This is a genomic window from Nocardia sp. NPDC051030 (assembly GCF_040683015.1).
Lineage (GTDB): Bacteria > Actinomycetota > Actinomycetes > Mycobacteriales > Mycobacteriaceae > Nocardia.
On record NZ_JBFBCD010000002.1, the window covers coordinates 820,839 to 835,926 of the forward strand.

16 protein-coding genes are annotated in these 15,088 nt (G+C 65.7%); 8 read left to right on the forward strand and 8 right to left on the reverse strand.

Translation table 11 applies throughout. The features are described 5' to 3' along the window. Positions 1–56 precede the first annotated feature (56 nt). Complete coding sequence (locus AB0N05_RS08430) at positions 57–1,082, forward strand: YdcF family protein (RefSeq protein WP_364689178.1); 1,026 nt, start codon at positions 57–59, stop codon at positions 1,080–1,082. Positions 1,083–1,238: 156 nt separating this feature from the next. Here the strand turns inward: AB0N05_RS08430 and AB0N05_RS08435 are convergent, their stop codons facing one another. Together AB0N05_RS08435 and AB0N05_RS08440 are read right to left on the reverse strand one after the other, a co-directional pair. Beyond that, entirely contained in the window at positions 1,239–2,834 is a 1,596-nt protein-coding gene (locus AB0N05_RS08435) for a Na+/H+ antiporter (protein ID WP_364689181.1), read from the reverse strand. A 73-nt stretch (positions 2,835–2,907) separates the two neighbouring features. Beyond that, the gene (locus AB0N05_RS08440; RefSeq protein WP_364689184.1) at positions 2,908–3,948 is read right to left on the reverse strand and encodes an MHYT domain-containing protein; all 1,041 of its coding nucleotides are present in this window, start codon (positions 3,946–3,948) and stop codon (positions 2,908–2,910) included. A 699-nt stretch (positions 3,949–4,647) separates the two neighbouring features. Between AB0N05_RS08440 and AB0N05_RS08445 the strand changes: the two genes are divergently transcribed. Further along, positions 4,648–5,115 carry a hypothetical protein gene (locus tag AB0N05_RS08445; RefSeq protein ID WP_364689187.1) on the forward strand — a complete coding sequence of 156 codons (468 nt, stop codon included), beginning with the start codon at positions 4,648–4,650 and terminating at the stop codon, positions 5,113–5,115. Between the two features lie 72 nt (positions 5,116–5,187). Next, on the forward strand, positions 5,188–5,739 hold the full coding sequence (locus AB0N05_RS08450; protein WP_364689190.1) for a dihydrofolate reductase family protein: 552 nt from the start codon (positions 5,188–5,190) through the stop codon (positions 5,737–5,739). Positions 5,740–5,877: 138 nt separating this feature from the next. Here AB0N05_RS08450 and AB0N05_RS08455 read toward each other — a convergent pair whose 3' ends face one another. Next, entirely contained in the window at positions 5,878–6,477 is a 600-nt protein-coding gene (locus tag AB0N05_RS08455; RefSeq protein WP_364689193.1) for a chorismate mutase, read from the reverse strand. Between the two features lie 152 nt (positions 6,478–6,629). Here AB0N05_RS08455 and AB0N05_RS08460 point away from each other — a divergent pair, with 152 nt between their 5' ends. After that, a complete protein-coding gene (locus tag AB0N05_RS08460; RefSeq protein WP_364689195.1) occupies positions 6,630–7,229 on the forward strand; it encodes a hypothetical protein in 600 nt (199 codons plus the stop codon). Positions 7,230–7,367: 138 nt separating this feature from the next. Here the strand turns inward: AB0N05_RS08460 and AB0N05_RS08465 are convergent, their stop codons facing one another. The 3 genes from AB0N05_RS08465 to ppgK form a co-directional block, all read right to left on the reverse strand. Then, positions 7,368–7,898, reverse strand: coding sequence for an ADP-ribosylglycohydrolase family protein (locus tag AB0N05_RS08465; RefSeq protein ID WP_364689198.1), 531 nt, complete (start codon positions 7,896–7,898; stop codon positions 7,368–7,370). Between the two features lie 94 nt (positions 7,899–7,992). After that, positions 7,993–9,381 carry an RNA polymerase sigma factor gene (locus AB0N05_RS08470; RefSeq protein ID WP_364689201.1) on the reverse strand — a complete coding sequence of 463 codons (1,389 nt, stop codon included), beginning with the start codon at positions 9,379–9,381 and terminating at the stop codon, positions 7,993–7,995. Between the two features lie 149 nt (positions 9,382–9,530). Further along, positions 9,531–10,304, reverse strand: a complete 774-nt coding sequence (ppgK, locus tag AB0N05_RS08475) for a polyphosphate--glucose phosphotransferase (RefSeq protein ID WP_364689203.1) — start codon at positions 10,302–10,304, stop codon at positions 9,531–9,533. Positions 10,305–10,490: 186 nt separating this feature from the next. Here ppgK and AB0N05_RS08480 point away from each other — a divergent pair, with 186 nt between their 5' ends. Next, positions 10,491–11,453: an inositol monophosphatase family protein gene (locus tag AB0N05_RS08480; protein WP_364689207.1), complete on the forward strand. Its 963-nt coding sequence runs from the start codon at positions 10,491–10,493 to the stop codon at positions 11,451–11,453. 132 nt (positions 11,454–11,585) lie between these two features. Here AB0N05_RS08480 and cei read toward each other — a convergent pair whose 3' ends face one another. Beyond that, on the reverse strand, positions 11,586–12,263 hold the full coding sequence (cei, locus tag AB0N05_RS08485; RefSeq protein WP_364689210.1) for an envelope integrity protein Cei: 678 nt from the start codon (positions 12,261–12,263) through the stop codon (positions 11,586–11,588). 397 nt (positions 12,264–12,660) lie between these two features. Here cei and AB0N05_RS08490 point away from each other — a divergent pair, with 397 nt between their 5' ends. Continuing rightward, positions 12,661–12,963: a DUF4193 domain-containing protein gene (locus tag AB0N05_RS08490; protein ID WP_364689213.1), complete on the forward strand. Its 303-nt coding sequence runs from the start codon at positions 12,661–12,663 to the stop codon at positions 12,961–12,963. 143 nt (positions 12,964–13,106) lie between these two features. Here AB0N05_RS08490 and AB0N05_RS08495 read toward each other — a convergent pair whose 3' ends face one another. Then, complete coding sequence (locus AB0N05_RS08495) at positions 13,107–13,589, reverse strand: DUF3093 domain-containing protein (RefSeq protein WP_364689625.1); 483 nt, start codon at positions 13,587–13,589, stop codon at positions 13,107–13,109. 85 nt (positions 13,590–13,674) lie between these two features. Between AB0N05_RS08495 and dut the strand changes: the two genes are divergently transcribed. Both dut and AB0N05_RS08505 read left to right on the forward strand, forming a co-directional pair. After that, positions 13,675–14,178, forward strand: coding sequence for a dUTP diphosphatase (dut, locus tag AB0N05_RS08500; protein WP_364689216.1), 504 nt, complete (start codon positions 13,675–13,677; stop codon positions 14,176–14,178). A gap of 2 nt (positions 14,179–14,180) precedes the next feature. Beyond that, the gene (locus tag AB0N05_RS08505) at positions 14,181–15,041 is read left to right on the forward strand and encodes a DUF3710 domain-containing protein (protein WP_364689220.1); all 861 of its coding nucleotides are present in this window, start codon (positions 14,181–14,183) and stop codon (positions 15,039–15,041) included. The last annotated feature ends 47 nt before the right edge of the window (positions 15,042–15,088 follow it).

Consider the following 15,088-nt stretch of genomic DNA (forward strand, 5'->3'; position numbering starts at 1 on the left):
GGGGGCGACGGCGCTGATGTAGCTCGGCTTGAATCGCGGGAGGAGGGTGGGGGTTGGTGTCGACTCATTGGCTGTTTATTGCGGGGGCTGGGCTGGCGGTGTTGGGGACGGTTCGGGTTATTCGGGATCCGCGGCGGGTTTCGACCGGGCTGGTGTTGGTTGCTGCTATCTCGTTGATCGCGTTGTGGGTGGTGTTGGCGCTGCATGTCGTGGCACCGCCGATTGTGGTCGAGGTGGTGTTCGCGGTGTTTTTCCTGCTGCCGCCGCTTTCGCTGTTGGCGGCGGGGGTTGGGCTGGTGGCCAATGGGGTGGTGCTGACTCGGCGGGAGGGGTTGCGGATTGCGACCGCTGTCGCGCCGGTGGCGGGGATCGGGCTGATTGCCTTGCCGTTCATTGCCTTTCAGGTGATTGATACCCGCGATGCCTGGCAGACGGCGCTGGCGGTGCTGGCCACCTTGCTGGGACTGCTGATCCTGGTGCAGTTGATTGCCTTTACCGGCTATGCCCTGTTGTATGCGCGATTGCCGCAGCGAGCGGGGGCGGACGCGGTCGTCGTGCTGGGGTGCGGATTGCATGGCGGTGAGGTCACGCCCCTGCTGGCCTCGCGCCTGGATCGTGCGGTGCAGGTGTATTTGAGCGAAGGCGGCACACCACTATTCATCACCTCCGGTGGGCAAGGACCGGGGGAGAGTGTGGCCGAAGCCGATGCCATGGCGGAGTACCTGGTGGCGGCAGGCATCGATGACGGGAATATCGTGCGCGAGAACAGGTCTCGCAATACCGAGGAGAACCTGCGATTCACGCTGCGGGAACTGCGGGAGCGCGGGCTCGAACCGGACACTATGCGAATGACCGTGTTCACCAGCGACTTTCACGTTCTGCGCACCGCGGGTTTGACTCGTCGCCACGGACTCGATGCCCAGGTCACCGGGGCTCGCACCGCCCGATACTTCGTGCCCGCGGCCTTTCTACGCGAGTTCGTCGCCGTCCTGGCCACTCATCGCCGGGCGAATTTGATCATCGCCGGTGTCTTGTTCGCGGCCGTCGCCGCCCTGCTGGTCCTGTCCTATCTCCCGGACTGACCGCAGGGCGCGAGCTAGGTCACGGTGTTCTGCCATTCGAGCGCAGGTCGAGGCGGCGCATGACCCGGTCCACCACATCGGGTGCGGTGCCAGACGAGGTGGGCGGCGGCCAGCCGGGCGGGGAGCGGTTCGGCCACTCAGCCCCATGTCCGCGAGCTACGGAGTCCTTCCGTTGGAGCGCAAATCCAGGCGGCGCATCACGCGGTCCACCACATCGGGTGCGGTGCCGGGTTCGCGGCGGGCCGAAAGTGCCTCGGCGCGACCGGCTTCCAGGACATCGTTGGTGATGGCGCGCATCTGTGCGGTGAGGGCTAGGGCGCGGCCAGTATTGGCGCGGGCATTGTCGTCGGCGGCTTCGGGGTCGGCTTGGGCGAGGCGGCGTTCGAAGCCGCCGCGGAGGCGCTCGTAGACCTCCTCGGGGAGGCGTTCGGATTCCGAGATCTCTTTCAGGCGTGCGAGTTCCGCGGTCAGGACGCGGGTCCACAGTCTGCGTTCCATATCGCGCTCGAGTTCGGTGTCGGCGTGCACACCGGTCGCGCGGACCACGGCGGGCAGGGTCGGGCCTTGCAGCAGCAGGGTGAAGAGCACGACCGCGAAAGCGGTGAACAGGATTTCGCTACGACCGGGGAAAGGGTCGCCGCTATCGGTGGTGAACGGGACGGCCAGGGCCAGGGCCACGGTGGCGACGCCGCGCATGCCCGCCCACCAGGTGACTATGGTTTCTCGCCAGGTGTACGGCTCGTCCGCGCCGCGGTGCCGCCACCAGCTCTGGAAGATCGAGGTTGTGGCGAGCAGCCAGATCAGGCGCAGGCCCACCACCACGCCGATCACCGCGGCCGCGCCGCCGATGAACGTCGGCCAGTTCGGTCCGGCGTCGCGCAGCACGGTGCTGAGTTCGAGGCCGATCAGGCCGAAAGCGAAACCGGTGACCAGCATTTCGGTGATCTCCCAGAAGGAATCACCGACCAGGCGGTAGTCGCTATCGCTGAAATCGGTTGCGGCATCGGTGAGATAGAGCGAGCACACCAGCACCGCCAGCACGGCCGACCCGCCGCGCGATTCGGAGACGCCGTAGGCCGCGAACGGCAGCAGCAGTCCCAGTGCCACCTGCCATGGCGCTTCGCCGAGTCGCCGCATGAGTTTGCTTCCGAGCCAGCCGAATACGAGTCCGACCGCGATGCCCACCAGCGCGGAGATCGCGAATTCCCCGGCCGCGCTCCAGGCGGAGAAGGTGCCGCTCGCCACGGCCTGAATCGCCAGCGAGTAGATGACTATGGCGGTCACATCATTGAACAGTCCCTCGCCCTCCAGCACCGCGACCAGGCGGCGGGGGAGTCCCAGCTTTCCCGCCAGCGCCGACACCGCCACCGGATCCGGTGGGGCGACCACCGCGCCCAGCACGATCGCCGCCCCGATCGGGATCGCCGGATACCAGGCGTGAAAGACCCAGGCCACGGCCGCGACGGTCACCACGACCAGCACCACGGCGCGCAGGCTGATCGCCCCCCAGTTATCGGCGAAGGTGCGCCAGGAGGTGCGGCGCGCGGCGGCGTAGAGCAGGGGCGGCAGCACCAGCGGCAGGATCAGGTTCGGGTCGAGGTGGATCTCGGGCACCTGCGGAATCAGGGCCAGCAGTACGCCGAACGCGGTCATGAGCACAGCGGGCGCCTGGCCCAGCCGTTTGCCGAGCGGTTGGGCCAGGATGGTCGCGAATAGGACCACGAAGATGAGTTCGAGCTGGTGGTGCGCCACGCCAGCCAGTTTGCTGTGGATGAGCTGGAATGTCGACCAACTGGTCCGTGTTCTCAGGTGGCTCGGCGGAATCTCAGGTCAGGTGGTGCCCATCGTGCTGCACCCCGACCGCACCCGGTGAGCTGCCCGGATAGCCGTTGCCGTAGCCGTATCCGCTCTCGGTCACACCGTTCTGATACTGCTCGTACAGGTGATTGTTCTCAGGCGCGCCCAGCATGCTCTGAGGGCGGCCGGGACGCGGCGGCAGTGGCCGCGCGGCGCTGGCCGCCGTACCGGGAGCTGCCGCACCGCGATTGTCCTGTGCCGCCGCCGAATTCGCCTGCAATGACCAGCCGCCGCGACGCACCGGCTCGGGACCGGCGGGTTCGGGCCGCACCGGTTCCACCATCCGGCTGGCATCGTCCACCTCGGTCAGGCCGACGTGGATCAGCAACACCATGGTCACCATGCTGACGCTCACCATGAGCGGGGCCAGCAATTCCATCGCGCCCGCGCCCGAGGGCATGCTCGCGTGGTCCATCTCATGTGCGGACATGGACGCCATACCGGTGTAATGCATGCCGCACACCGCGACACCCATGATCAGCGCCGCGCCGATGGTCGCGAGAATCCTATTGATGTTCAGCGTGAACCACAGCGCCACGGTCGACGCGACGACGGCAATCACCATGGACAGCGTCACCAGCCACGGGTCGTAATGGATCATCGCGTCCGACCTCATCGCGTACATGCCGGAGTAATGCATGCCGCCCACCCCGAGCCCCGTGACCGTGCCACTGGCAGGCAACTCCCAGCCACCCCAGCGCGCCCGCGCCACGATGGACAGCCCCGTCCACACCACCACCATGGCGATCACCGCGCTGAGCAGCGTGAGCGGCACGTTATAGCGAATGGTCGCGCCATGAATCGAGAACCCGAGCATGGCGATGAAGTGCATGACCCAAATCCCCGTACCGCCGATCGCGACGGCCGCGGCAATCAACCAGCCCTCGCGCCCTTCCCCCGAACGGGCGCGCGCGGTACACCGCAAACCGAGCAATGACCCGGTCACGGACATGATGTAAGCCAAGACGGGTGTGACCCACCCGTAGGTGAAATGGTGAATTTCCAGCACTCGAACTCCATTGCCAGAACAGGCGTTTCGCGATCGCGGACGCTGCGACGAGCGAACACTACCGCCCGATACCCCGATTCGTAAATTGAAAGGCCAGTTTTCCAGAAAATTTACTTCCGCCTGGATCCATTCCGGCACAAGGAGATTCGCGCCACCCCCGGCGTCAGCACTCCTCCGCGCTGGCTCGCGCGGTGGTCTGGTGAATGAGTCTGTGGCCCTGGCAGTTTCGTCCGCGGTCGAGCTGGTTGGGAGTAGGGTCGAACCCGGGTTGATCAGGAGGATCGCATGTCCGGTGGCCGCGGCCACCTTCCGCCCAGTCGCTGAGGCGGTTACTACCCGGCGCCTCCGCGGCTTGGACCGCTCGTCTTCAGGACCTCGTTGACGAAATCGATCAACCCCTGGAGAGCGTGCCCGACCACAAGAGCCAGCACGCCTAGGCCCGCACCGCAGGAGAGTACGAGCACGACCAATAGGACTGTCGGCGTACGCCACCCCCGACGGCGCGGCGGAGTTTCCCCCGTCCGGCCGACTCCCCTCAGCAATCCATCCCAATTCATTCCGGGCCCCCTTCTCCGGACGCCATGCTCCCACAGGCCCGGGCCGATTACCCGGGTCGATCCTGATAGGCGATCGCTCGAGTAGTCCGCGCCTGTATTGTCCGTCTTCGGGTAATTGGCGAGACAGTTGCCGGAACGGGACGTGGGGGAGATCGCAGTGGATGACCAGGGCTACGAGCCATATCCGATAACGGCGGATGGCCATGCCTACGACTCGCATGAGTATCAGCCGTACGGTCAGGTCCCGTCATACCCCACCAAGATGCCCGGAACGGCGCGAGCGGCGCAGATCATTTCGTGGCTGTTCGGTGGAATCGGCATAGCGCTCTCGGTGCTCGCGGGTGTCCTCGGCAAGCCCGAGTTGTGCGGCACGCTCATCGGCGGCTTCCTTCCCGCGTTCTTCCTGGCGCTTTTCGCTTTCGGCTACACCGCGAACGGAAACGGTCTCCGCGTCGCCGCGATCGTGTTCGCGAGCATCGGAATCCTGTGGGGCCTCAGCGCCATGACGCAGGCAAAGCCGCCCGGCCTCCTCGGCTTCGGTGCGAGCCTGGCAATCGTCATTCTGCTGTCCAAGCGCAGTGCGGGAGACTGGTTCAAACGGCCGCACTGAGCGGACCGAGCAGGTCCCACCGGTTGCCGAGTTGTCGTGATGAGTTTCGAGCGCGCGGGAGGTCTACCTGTTATGAGGAAACTTATCTACGGGTTCGGCGTGTCCCTGGATGGTTACATCAACGACCGCGACGGCAGCATCAACTGGACAGACCCCGATGACGAGCTGCATCAGTTCCACAACAACCGCTTCCGCGAGATCGAGGTCTCGCTACACGGCCGCCGACTCTACGAGTTGATGGCCGACTTCTGGCCGCACGTGCCCGAGGACGCGCCGCCAATCCAGCGCGAGTTCGCCGGACTCTGGACGGAGAAACCCAAGTTCGTCTTCTCCCGCACCCTCACCGAAGTCCATTGGAACAGCACCCTGGTCAGTGCGAACGCGGTCGAGGAGGTCCGCAAACTCAAGGCCGCGGGCGATGGCGTCATGGAGGTCGGCGGCGCAAGCCTCGCAGCCTCCCTGATACCCCACGGCCTCATCGACGAGTACCAGATGTTCGTATCACCCATAGTGCTCGGCGGCGGCACCCCGTTCTTCCCCTCCCTGGACAAACGCATCCAGCTCCGCTTGGCCGAGACGCGGCAATTCAACACCGTGATGATGCTCCGCTACCTCGTCGACTGACACCGCTCCGCTCACGCGCCGAAGCTATGTATTCGAGCGACGGTGTTGGCAAGTCTCCTTGCGCAACAACGGGTTCGGATAGAACGCGAGGAATCAGTTGTCCTTCGAACAGTGGTGCACACGCTTTAGATCGGTACGTCAGCTCCCACACAACGGCGTCGATGCGCGCACCAGCGCCGCTGTGTGAAGAGGGTCGAGATGGTTGCGCCCGGCGACGGTCAGCACCCCGGCGGCCACCTGCGCAAGACAGTCAGGCCGGGCCAATTCGGTTCGCTCACTAGCCAATTCGTCGACGATCGCAATATTCAGGCCGTCGATCACCGGCCGTATCCCAGCCAGATCCGTCGCAGGCGCAGGCGCCGCCGCAAGCCCATAACGCCACTCGGCCACCAACCCGCGCTGCACGATCTTGCTAGCGTCGATCTGCCCCTGAAACACCTGCCGAACCAAACCCGCAGGCAGATCCCGTTGCGCCCCCAGCTGCCCCATCGCCTCATAGATCGCCTCTTCGCGACCCGGATCGTCAATCACCGGTTCACCCCCATCCCGCACCGCCCCCTCCCACTTGACCGCCGCGACAGTATCCGCGGTGGCAAGCCGCTCACCCAACAACCCCACCAGCCCGTCCAAGGACCCAGAATTGTCCTCCGCCGCAGCAACCCCCAACTGCCCCGCAGCCAAAACCATTGCCACCCCTGCCGAAACCGCCAGCCGTTTCATCGATGTAATCGCTTCCACGGCGCGGACCCTACCGTTCCAAAGGGCGGCCTGCAGAAACCGGGAACCACCCGGGCGACCTCGCATACGAGTTCGGACCGCAAGCAGCGGCTTTGCGGCGACATGTACGCCGGGGAAGTCTGTTAGCAGTTGGTTCACAGACTGTTGCCGCGTTGATCTTTACCGATACCGTTGTGCTGCAGGAAGATCAGACGATGGCAACAGGTGGTCCTTCCAGTCGTTCGAGGGGACTCGACCTCGAGGCCGTGCATTGGCACATTGTCAGGGAAGATCAGCACCGTGTCGGGGTCGCTACCCGGGCCAGCGCCGTGCTGAGCACGAATGCGCTCGTAATCGCTGGTACCGCATTAGCAGCGTCAGTACGCGGAACACAGCGACCGAACCCTCTAGTGATCTCATCGACCCTCGCGACCCTGGTGTTCGTGGCCGCATCCGTCTTCCTCGCTTCGACGGCGCTGGTCACGCCTCAACGGAGAAAATGGGTTCCCCGTTGGGACGGTATCGATTCTGACTCGTCCATGGTCTACTCCTACCCCTACTACGACTACCGGTGGTCGAGCTTCGAGGAGTTCCGTAAGTCGATCACCGATCAATCCCCGGAACAGCAACTCCGCGGAGCCATCCTCGAGTTGTGGAAAGCAACCTTCGTCGACCAGTACCGGTACAGGAAGTTGCGACTATCAACCCGCTGCCTCATCGGTTCGATCGGCTTCTTGCTGTTCACGGTGGGACTGACTGCCGTGGTCTACTAGGTCGGCACCATCGATTCGCTGGGCGGTACCCGCCCAACTCGGCGAGATCAAACCGAATCCGTACGTGGCCAACATGATCGGCCAACGCTGGATTCGGCCAAGGCACACCGCGATTCAAGCGGCCGAGCGGCTTGTCACCTATTTCTGTTCATCCCACCAACGGGGCAGGTGGATATCTGGCCTATCCGGGCTGGTGAAATGGAATGGCATCCCCAGTGTGTCGGCAACGGCCTGGCCAACCGACGTGGCCTCTCGAGCCTCCGGGTAGGGAGGTACTTCACCGTTGAAGAGGCGGATGTCGCCGCCGTGCCGGATCTGTGCGAGGTAATGCTCGGCTCGGGAGCTTCGCGTCACGGCGACCAGGCAGACCATCCAGCCGAAAGTGTCACCGTCCCAAACTGCTTCGATCGCGTCGGGGCGTTCGGGTAGGTTCGCTACCCGCTCGACCAGATCGTCGTGATCCAGCGGTGGACTCGGCCTGATCCATGGCTGGCTCAGCTCGGTGTACCGCTCGACGAGCAGGTCCATGCACTCGTTGATGCCTGGGGATGGCTCCCCGAGGCCTTCTCGGATCTCCTTGATGGCGAGGATCTTGTGGTCCTGGGCTATCAACTCATCGACACGAACCCGAAGTTCGGGAGGCATCCGCTCCCACCATGGATCCTTCATTCACCCAACCTCGTATCCGCGTGGAACAGCGCCAGTATCGGATATGAGAATGGGCCGCAAAGCTGCTGCTCTGCGGCCCAATCTCGGGGTCGAACTAATCCAGGTAGTCGCGCAAGACCTGGCTGCGGCTGGGGTGGCGCAGCTTGGACATGGTCTTGGATTCGATTTGGCGGATGCGCTCGCGCGTAACGCCGTAGACCTGGCCGATCTCGTCCAAGGTGCGGGGCTGGCCGTCGGTGAGGCCGAAGCGGAGGCGGACTACGCCTGCTTCGCGCTCGGAGAGGGTTTCCAGGACCGACTGGAGTTGGTCTTGGAGGAGGGTGAAGGAGACCGCGTCTACCGCGACGACTGCTTCGGAGTCTTCGATGAAGTCACCGAGCTGGCTGTCACCCTCGTCGCCGATGGTTTGGTCCAGGGAGATGGGCTCACGGGCGTACTGCTGGATTTCCAGCACCTTTTCGGGCGTGATGTCCATTTCCTTGGCGAGCTCTTCGGGGGTGGGCTCGCGGCCCAGGTCCTGGAGGAGTTCGCGCTGGATGCGGCCGAGCTTGTTGATGACCTCGACCATGTGCACCGGGATGCGGATGGTGCGGGCTTGGTCGGCCATGGCGCGGGTGATGGCCTGACGGATCCACCACGTCGCGTAGGTCGAGAACTTGTAGCCCTTGGTGTAGTCGAACTTCTCGACCGCGCGGATCAGACCGAGGTTGCCTTCCTGGATGAGGTCCAGGAATGCCATGCCGCGGCCGGTGTAGCGCTTGGCGAGCGAAACCACCAGGCGGAGGTTCGCTTCCAGCAGGTGGTTCTTGGCGCGGTTACCGTCGCGCATGATCCACTGCAGGTCGCGGCGCAGCTGCACGGGCAGCTTCTCGCCCTTCTCGGTGAGCTCGCGCATGCGCTCGGTGGCGTAGAGGCCGGCCTCGATGCGCTTGGCAAGCTCGACCTCCTCCTCCGCGTTCAGCAGCGCGACCTTGCCGATCTGCTTGAGGTAGGCGCGGACCGAGTCGGCCGAAGCGGTGAGCTCGGCGTCCTTGCGGGCCTGACGCAGGGCCTCGGATTCCTCCTCGTCCCAGACGAAGTCGCCGGAGGCCTTGTCCTTGGGGGTGGGCTCGTCGGCCTCTTCGGCCTCCTCACCCTCCGCCGCGGCGGGGACGGCTTCCTCGTCATCGTCGACCTCGTCGACAATGACCTCCTCCGTGAGGTCCTCGTCGTCGATTTCGATGTCGTCGAGTTCGAGCGACTCGTCCTCGACGATCTCTTCGCCCTCGGCGCCTTCAGCCTTCGTGGGCGAAGCCTTCTTCGCGGCGGTCTTCTTGGCCGGAGCCTTCTTCGCCGCGGTCTTCTTGGCTACGGCTTTCTTGGCCGCGACCTTCTTGGCCGGGGCTTTCTTGGCGGCAGCCTTCTTGACCGGCCGTGCGGCAGTGTCTGCGGAATCGGCCGCCTCGGCTGATTCGGCGGTCTCCTGGGTATTCGTGGCTACCACGTACGCCCTTTCGTGACGGTCTCGTGCGGCGTCACGCCAGAGTGGTCATCCGGCGGAGCGGTTTGTCGGGGGGTTACCGGCACAAGTGCCAGGTTGGTTTCACCGGCGAACCGCCGGACTGTTCCATTGTAACGATCGAACCAGCGTGCTCATGGCGCGATGCCGCTAGACACGGCCATCGCTGCCCCGACGATGCCCGCCGAGTTCTTCAAATCGGCCGCCACCACCGGTGTTCTATTGGTCAGCAACGGAATCCATTCACGGTAGTCGCGACTGATCCCGCCACCCGCCACGAACACGTTCGGCCAGAACAGGTTTTCCAGCGTGACCAGCACCTTGCTGACCTCCGCCGCCCATTCCGGGTAGGTCAAACCGTCCCGATCCTTGATCGAGGCGGCGGCCCGGTGCTCGGCCTCGCGGCCCTGGACTTCGAGGTGCCCGAGTTCGCTGTTGGGCATCAGGACACCGTTGTACATCACTGCCGATCCGATGCCGGTACCGAAGGTGAGCAGCACCACCAAGCCGTTCAGATCCTTTGCCGCGCCGTAGCGGTCCTCGGCGAGTCCGGCGGCGTCGGCATCGTTGAGGACGGTGACCTCGCGGCCGCCCAGCGCGGTCGAGAACAGGGTCCGCGCGTCGGTGCCGATCCAGGACTTGTCGATATTGGCGGCCGTGCGGATGACGCCGCCGATCACCACGCTCGGCATGGTGATGCCGACCGGTCCGTCCCAACCGGCTTGGGCGACCACCTTCGCCACCGCTTCCGCGACCGCGTTCGGTGTCGAGGGCTGCGGGGTGGCGACCTTGATGCGCTCATGAACCAGCTCGCCGGTACCCAGATCGACTTCAGCGCCCTTGACGCCGCTGCCGCCGATGTCGATACCGAACGCATGCGTGTGACGGTCTCCGCCCCGAGCGGACATGACGACTCCTCGTTCTCCCAAAGTGCAGCCGGCCGATCTTGTGCGCGGCACACTACCCGTTCCGAAATATCGATGGTTCGCCCGCCACGCTGGCCGGATGCGGCCCCATACGCTGTGTCGTGCGTGACGAGAGCGCTGTGTCGTGCGAGACAAGCCTAATGCGCGACATGCTGGATCTGTGCTGCGATGGACCTCGTGCCGGAATCCGATTTCACACTGACCGCATCGAACCCGACTACGAACCCCGACACCTCCGCCAAATCACACGCAGCGGACATCGCCGAACTTCGGCGCGTGGCGGTACATCTCGCGGAGACCGCGGCCGCGCACGTCCGCGAACGCCGCCCCCAGGTCTTCGGACCCGGCGCCCTCCAGGATGACGCCGTGCAGTCCAAGAGCACGCCCACCGACCCGGTCACCATTGTCGATACCGAGACCGAACAGCTGGTCCGCAAGCTGCTCTCCGAACTCCGCCCGGGGGACCGGGTGGTCGGCGAGGAGGACGGCGGCACCCTGTCCGACGATCCGGAAGCGGTGCACTGGGTGGTCGATCCCATCGACGGCACAGTCAATTTCGTCTACGGCATCCCCGCCTACTCGGTCTCGGTCGCGGCCGTGCGCGGCGGCGTGTCCGTCGCCGGAGCCGTCGCGGATGTCGCGCACGGGGTGACCTACAGCGCCGGGCTGGGTCAGGGCGCGCATCGCACCGAATCCGGCGCGGGCGGCCATCACGAGGCTCCCGGCGGCGCGCCGATCCCCTTGCGCTGCAATGCGGTCGACTCGGTGGCCATGGCGCTGGTGGCGACCGGCTTCGCCTATGGGACCAAACGCCGCACGCGACAGGGCGAATTGGTCGCCGAGGTGTTGCCACACGTGCGCGATATTCGCCGCATCGGTTCCGCGGCGCTGGATCTGTGCATGGTGGCCGAGGGCCGGGTGGACGCGCACTACGAGCATGGACTCAATCTCTGGGACTGGGCTGCCGGTGCCCTGATTGCCTCGGAGGCGGGCGCGCGGCTCATTCTCCCGTCTCCGTCCACCCCCGGCTCCGAGGGCGCGCTGGTGATGGCGGCAGCGCCCGGCATCGGAGACGAACTGGCCGGTCTGCTCGAGCGGATCGGTGTCATCACCCCTATCCCGAACGAGTGACAGCCGGGTAGACACCCGGATATCGAAATCGCCGCGCCCGTTCGGGCGCGGCGATCACGAATCGGTCTCGGCCGGAGCGAGTTTCAACCTCGCGGACACCGGCTCGAGGCTTTCAGAGCCGGGAGAGCACCCTCAGCACTTGGCGTGCCGGGCGGCTTCGAGCAATTTCGAGTCGATGGCCGGACCACTGCCGGGTGCGGGACTCTTCAACGCGCGCAACACCTCCTCGGCGTCGGTGCTCGGCCGCAGCTCACGGAACAGCGAGCCCAGCACGAAGTCCACGGTGTCGTCGGTGCGCTGATCCTCGATCAGCTCGGCGCACGGCGCGACCAGCTGCACGGCCGCCGCGGCGGGCCGTCCACTCACGCCGAAGCGAATCTGGCCCGCGCACTCCAGGTCCCCGTTCACGTAGACCGGGTCATTGGCCGCCTGCACGTCCGGCGCGCTCGCGAAACCGAGATCGCCCAGCTGGGAGGCCACATGCGCGGCCTGACCGCGCTGGCCGTTCGCATTGAACACGCGCACCTTCGACTGGGCCAGGGCCGCGGGCTCGACATCACGTAGCCGCGAGTTCGAGACCCGTTCGCCCAGCGTGGCGGGCTTGGCCGCCGACGTGCCGGAGGCCGGACTCGGTGAGTTGCAGGTCATGGCGCCGTGATCGCCTTCTGTCGTCGTGAGTGCTTTGAACCACACTCCGACGCAGATCAAGGCGATGACACCCACCATCGCCGCCCAGGGTTCCCAGCGGCGCCTGATGAAGGGACGGCCCTTCGGATCTATCGGGGTGCCTTGGGTGATCAGTGAAACCACGCCCATACTCTACGAAAACGTCGCGGTCACCGGCGTACAAGGTCTCGGCAAGTCCGCCGGAGGTCTCGGTCCGTCCCCTGCGCGGTGACGATTGACCCTCAGTTTCGAATCGCGTGTGTTTTGATTGCGACTTTTGCTCTAGGGTCCGCTATTGTCTGGCGGCCCAGATCGAATCGCCGGGGTGAATCGGGGGTTCGATTTCGGGAACAACAAGGGCATGTCCTGCGTTGACCGAGCGCGATCCGGTGCGGATCAGGAGCATCCGGCCCGATCGGTGACCGGTGTACACGTGACGTACACCACGGGCGGGGCGGTCCACCCTGATCCGATTCCTCAGGGAGTCGGGTCTAAGTGAGCCGGTCCGGGATATACGGAGTAAGGACGAGGGGAAGACGACATGGCAACCGACTATGACGCACCGCGGCGCAGCGAAACCGACGAGGTGTCGGAAGACTCGCTGGAGGAGCTGAAAGCTCGTCGCAACGAGGCCGCGTCCGCCGTCGTGGATATCGACGAATCCGATACCGCGGAGTCGTTCGAGCTTCCCGGCGCGGATCTTTCCGAGGAGGTGCTCTCGGTTCGGGTCATCCCGAAGCAAGCCGACGAGTTCACCTGCTCGAGCTGCTTCCTGGTGCACCACCGCAGCCGACTGGCCAATGAGTCCGGCGGTCAGTTGATCTGCATGGACTGCGCCGCGTAGGGCGTAGTCACGCAGGAGAAGATTCCGTCGATCCGCGCTCGGTACGCCGAGCGCGGTCAGGAACTGCCGAGCGCGGTGAGGAACTTCTGGGCGCTGCGACCCTCGGCCTCTGACCCCTGATCGGTCAGAGACCGGGTCGGTCGTCAGAGTCCGAGCGCAGTGATGATCTGTTCGGGCTTGCGGGTACTGACCAACCAGTACGGCGTGGGGTCGTCCGGATCATCGAGCACGAGCAGCACCATCGGGCCGATCCAGGCTCGATGCTGCACATACGCGGCGGGGTCGAGCTGTCGGCCCAGGGCCGCGCTCTTCGCACTGGCCGGCACGCCCGCGGCCCGCTTCACGAAGGTGGCGGGCAGATGGGCGCGATCCGCGCGCAATTCGGGCGTGCCGGTCGAGTCGAGGACCACCTCCACCCGATGCCGCGAGAACCACATCAGCACCCACACCGGCACCGGGAACAGCAGCACGTAGGGCAGCCAGGATCGGATTCCCGGTGCGCCCATATGGATTTCGGCGGCGAGCAGTCCGGTCACCGCCAAGGCCACCGGCCACCACCACAGCGGCACCCAGAGGCGCTCGGAGAAGAGGGGCTCGGACTGCGGCTTGTTCTCATTGGGAGACACGCTGTTGGTCACCTGAGGGGGCTGGTCGGACACGACATCAGACTAGGTCAATGCATGCGGGGTCGAACGCGTAGGCTCGTCGCACGTGACCGGTATTCCACCTATTCCCCTGCTGCGGCTTGATCCCAGCATCCCCGTACCGAAGCGTGCCCACGAGGGCGACGCGGGCGTGGACCTGTGCACTACCGAAGACGTCATCATCGAACCGGGAGAGCGGGTGCTGGTCGGTACCGGCATCGCGGTGGCTCTCCCACTCGGCACCGTGGGTCTCATCCACCCGCGGTCGGGCTTGGCCGCCAAACACGGCCTGTCCGTCGTCAACACCCCCGGCACGGTTGATGCGGGCTACCGGGGTGAGATCAAGGTGTGCCTGATCAATCATGATCTGCGCACCGCCATCGAGCTCCGGCGTGGTGACCGCATCGCGCAGCTGCTGGTGCAGCGGGTGGAACTGGTGGACTTCGTGGAGGTCGCCTCTCTCGACGAAACCGAGCGAGGCGCAGGAGGATACGGATCCAGCGGTGGGCATGCCAGCCTCGCCGCGAAGTCCGATGGGGCGGGCTCGGCGGAAGCCGGCAAGGAGGCATAACGATGTTCGGACGCAAGAAGCGCCAGAGCGATGATGAATCGCAGTACGGCGAGGAGTTCGTGGAGTACGACGACTACGAGGACGACGTCGAATTCGACGCCGCCGAGGACGACTACGACACGGATACCGCCCTGCCCGTCGTGGGCGCGGCGTCCGGGGACCGGACCGGTCCGTACGACTACGAGGATGTCTCCGAACAGCTCGAGACCGTGGCCGAGCAGCGCCTGGACCTGGGCTCGGTCATCGTGCCGGTGCCGCCCGGCGGGCAGCTGCAGGTCGAGATGACCCCGGACGGCACGCCGCAAGCCGTGCACCTGGCCACCCAGCACGGCCGGATCACCGTGGCCGCCTACGCCGCCCCCAAATCGGCGGGTCAATGGCGTTCGGTGGCAGCCGATCTCGCGGACACCCTGCGCAAGGACGGCGCGCAGGTGTCGGTGCAGAACGGCCCGTGGGGGCGCGAGCTGCACGCCCTCACCGAGGGCGCGGACCTGCGCTTCATCGGTGTGGACGGCCCGCGCTGGATGGTTCGCCTGGTGGCGGCCGGCCCGTCCGGATCCGCCGATGAGGGCGCGCCGCTGGTGAGTGCCGCCCGCGCGATCATGGGCGAGACCGTGGTCCGGCGTGGCGATGAGCCACTACCGGTCCGCGAACCGCTTCCGGTGGTCCTACCCCAGGAGCTCGCCGATCAGTTGGCGGCGGCTCACGCACAGCAATTGCAGGCCCAGCAGGACGCCGTGGCGGCCCAGATGGCGGCCATGCAGGGCGGTGCCCCCTACCAGGGTGTGCCGAACCCGCAGGATTCCACGGAGCCGCGTCGCGGCGCCGAGGGCTCGGCCATGCAACAGCTCGGCCTGCAATAGCCCTACCCCCGAGTGACCTTCGCCCCATCCGCTCTCGAAGCGGATGG

Excerpts from the sequence above, each read along its gene's own strand:
- ppgK (WP_364689203.1), bottom strand. The coding sequence starts at position 10,304 with ATGTCCGCTCGGGGCGGAGACCGTCACACGCATGCGTTCGGTATCGAC.
- AB0N05_RS08505 (WP_364689220.1), top strand. The coding sequence starts at position 14,181 with ATGTTCGGACGCAAGAAGCGCCAGAGCGATGATGAATCGCAGTACGGC.
- AB0N05_RS08450 (WP_364689190.1), top strand. The coding sequence starts at position 5,188 with ATGAGGAAACTTATCTACGGGTTCGGCGTGTCCCTGGATGGTTACATC.
- AB0N05_RS08465 (WP_364689198.1), bottom strand. The coding sequence starts at position 7,898 with ATGAAGGATCCATGGTGGGAGCGGATGCCTCCCGAACTTCGGGTTCGT.
- AB0N05_RS08490 (WP_364689213.1), top strand. The coding sequence starts at position 12,661 with ATGGCAACCGACTATGACGCACCGCGGCGCAGCGAAACCGACGAGGTG.
- AB0N05_RS08480 (WP_364689207.1), top strand. The coding sequence starts at position 10,491 with ATGGACCTCGTGCCGGAATCCGATTTCACACTGACCGCATCGAACCCG.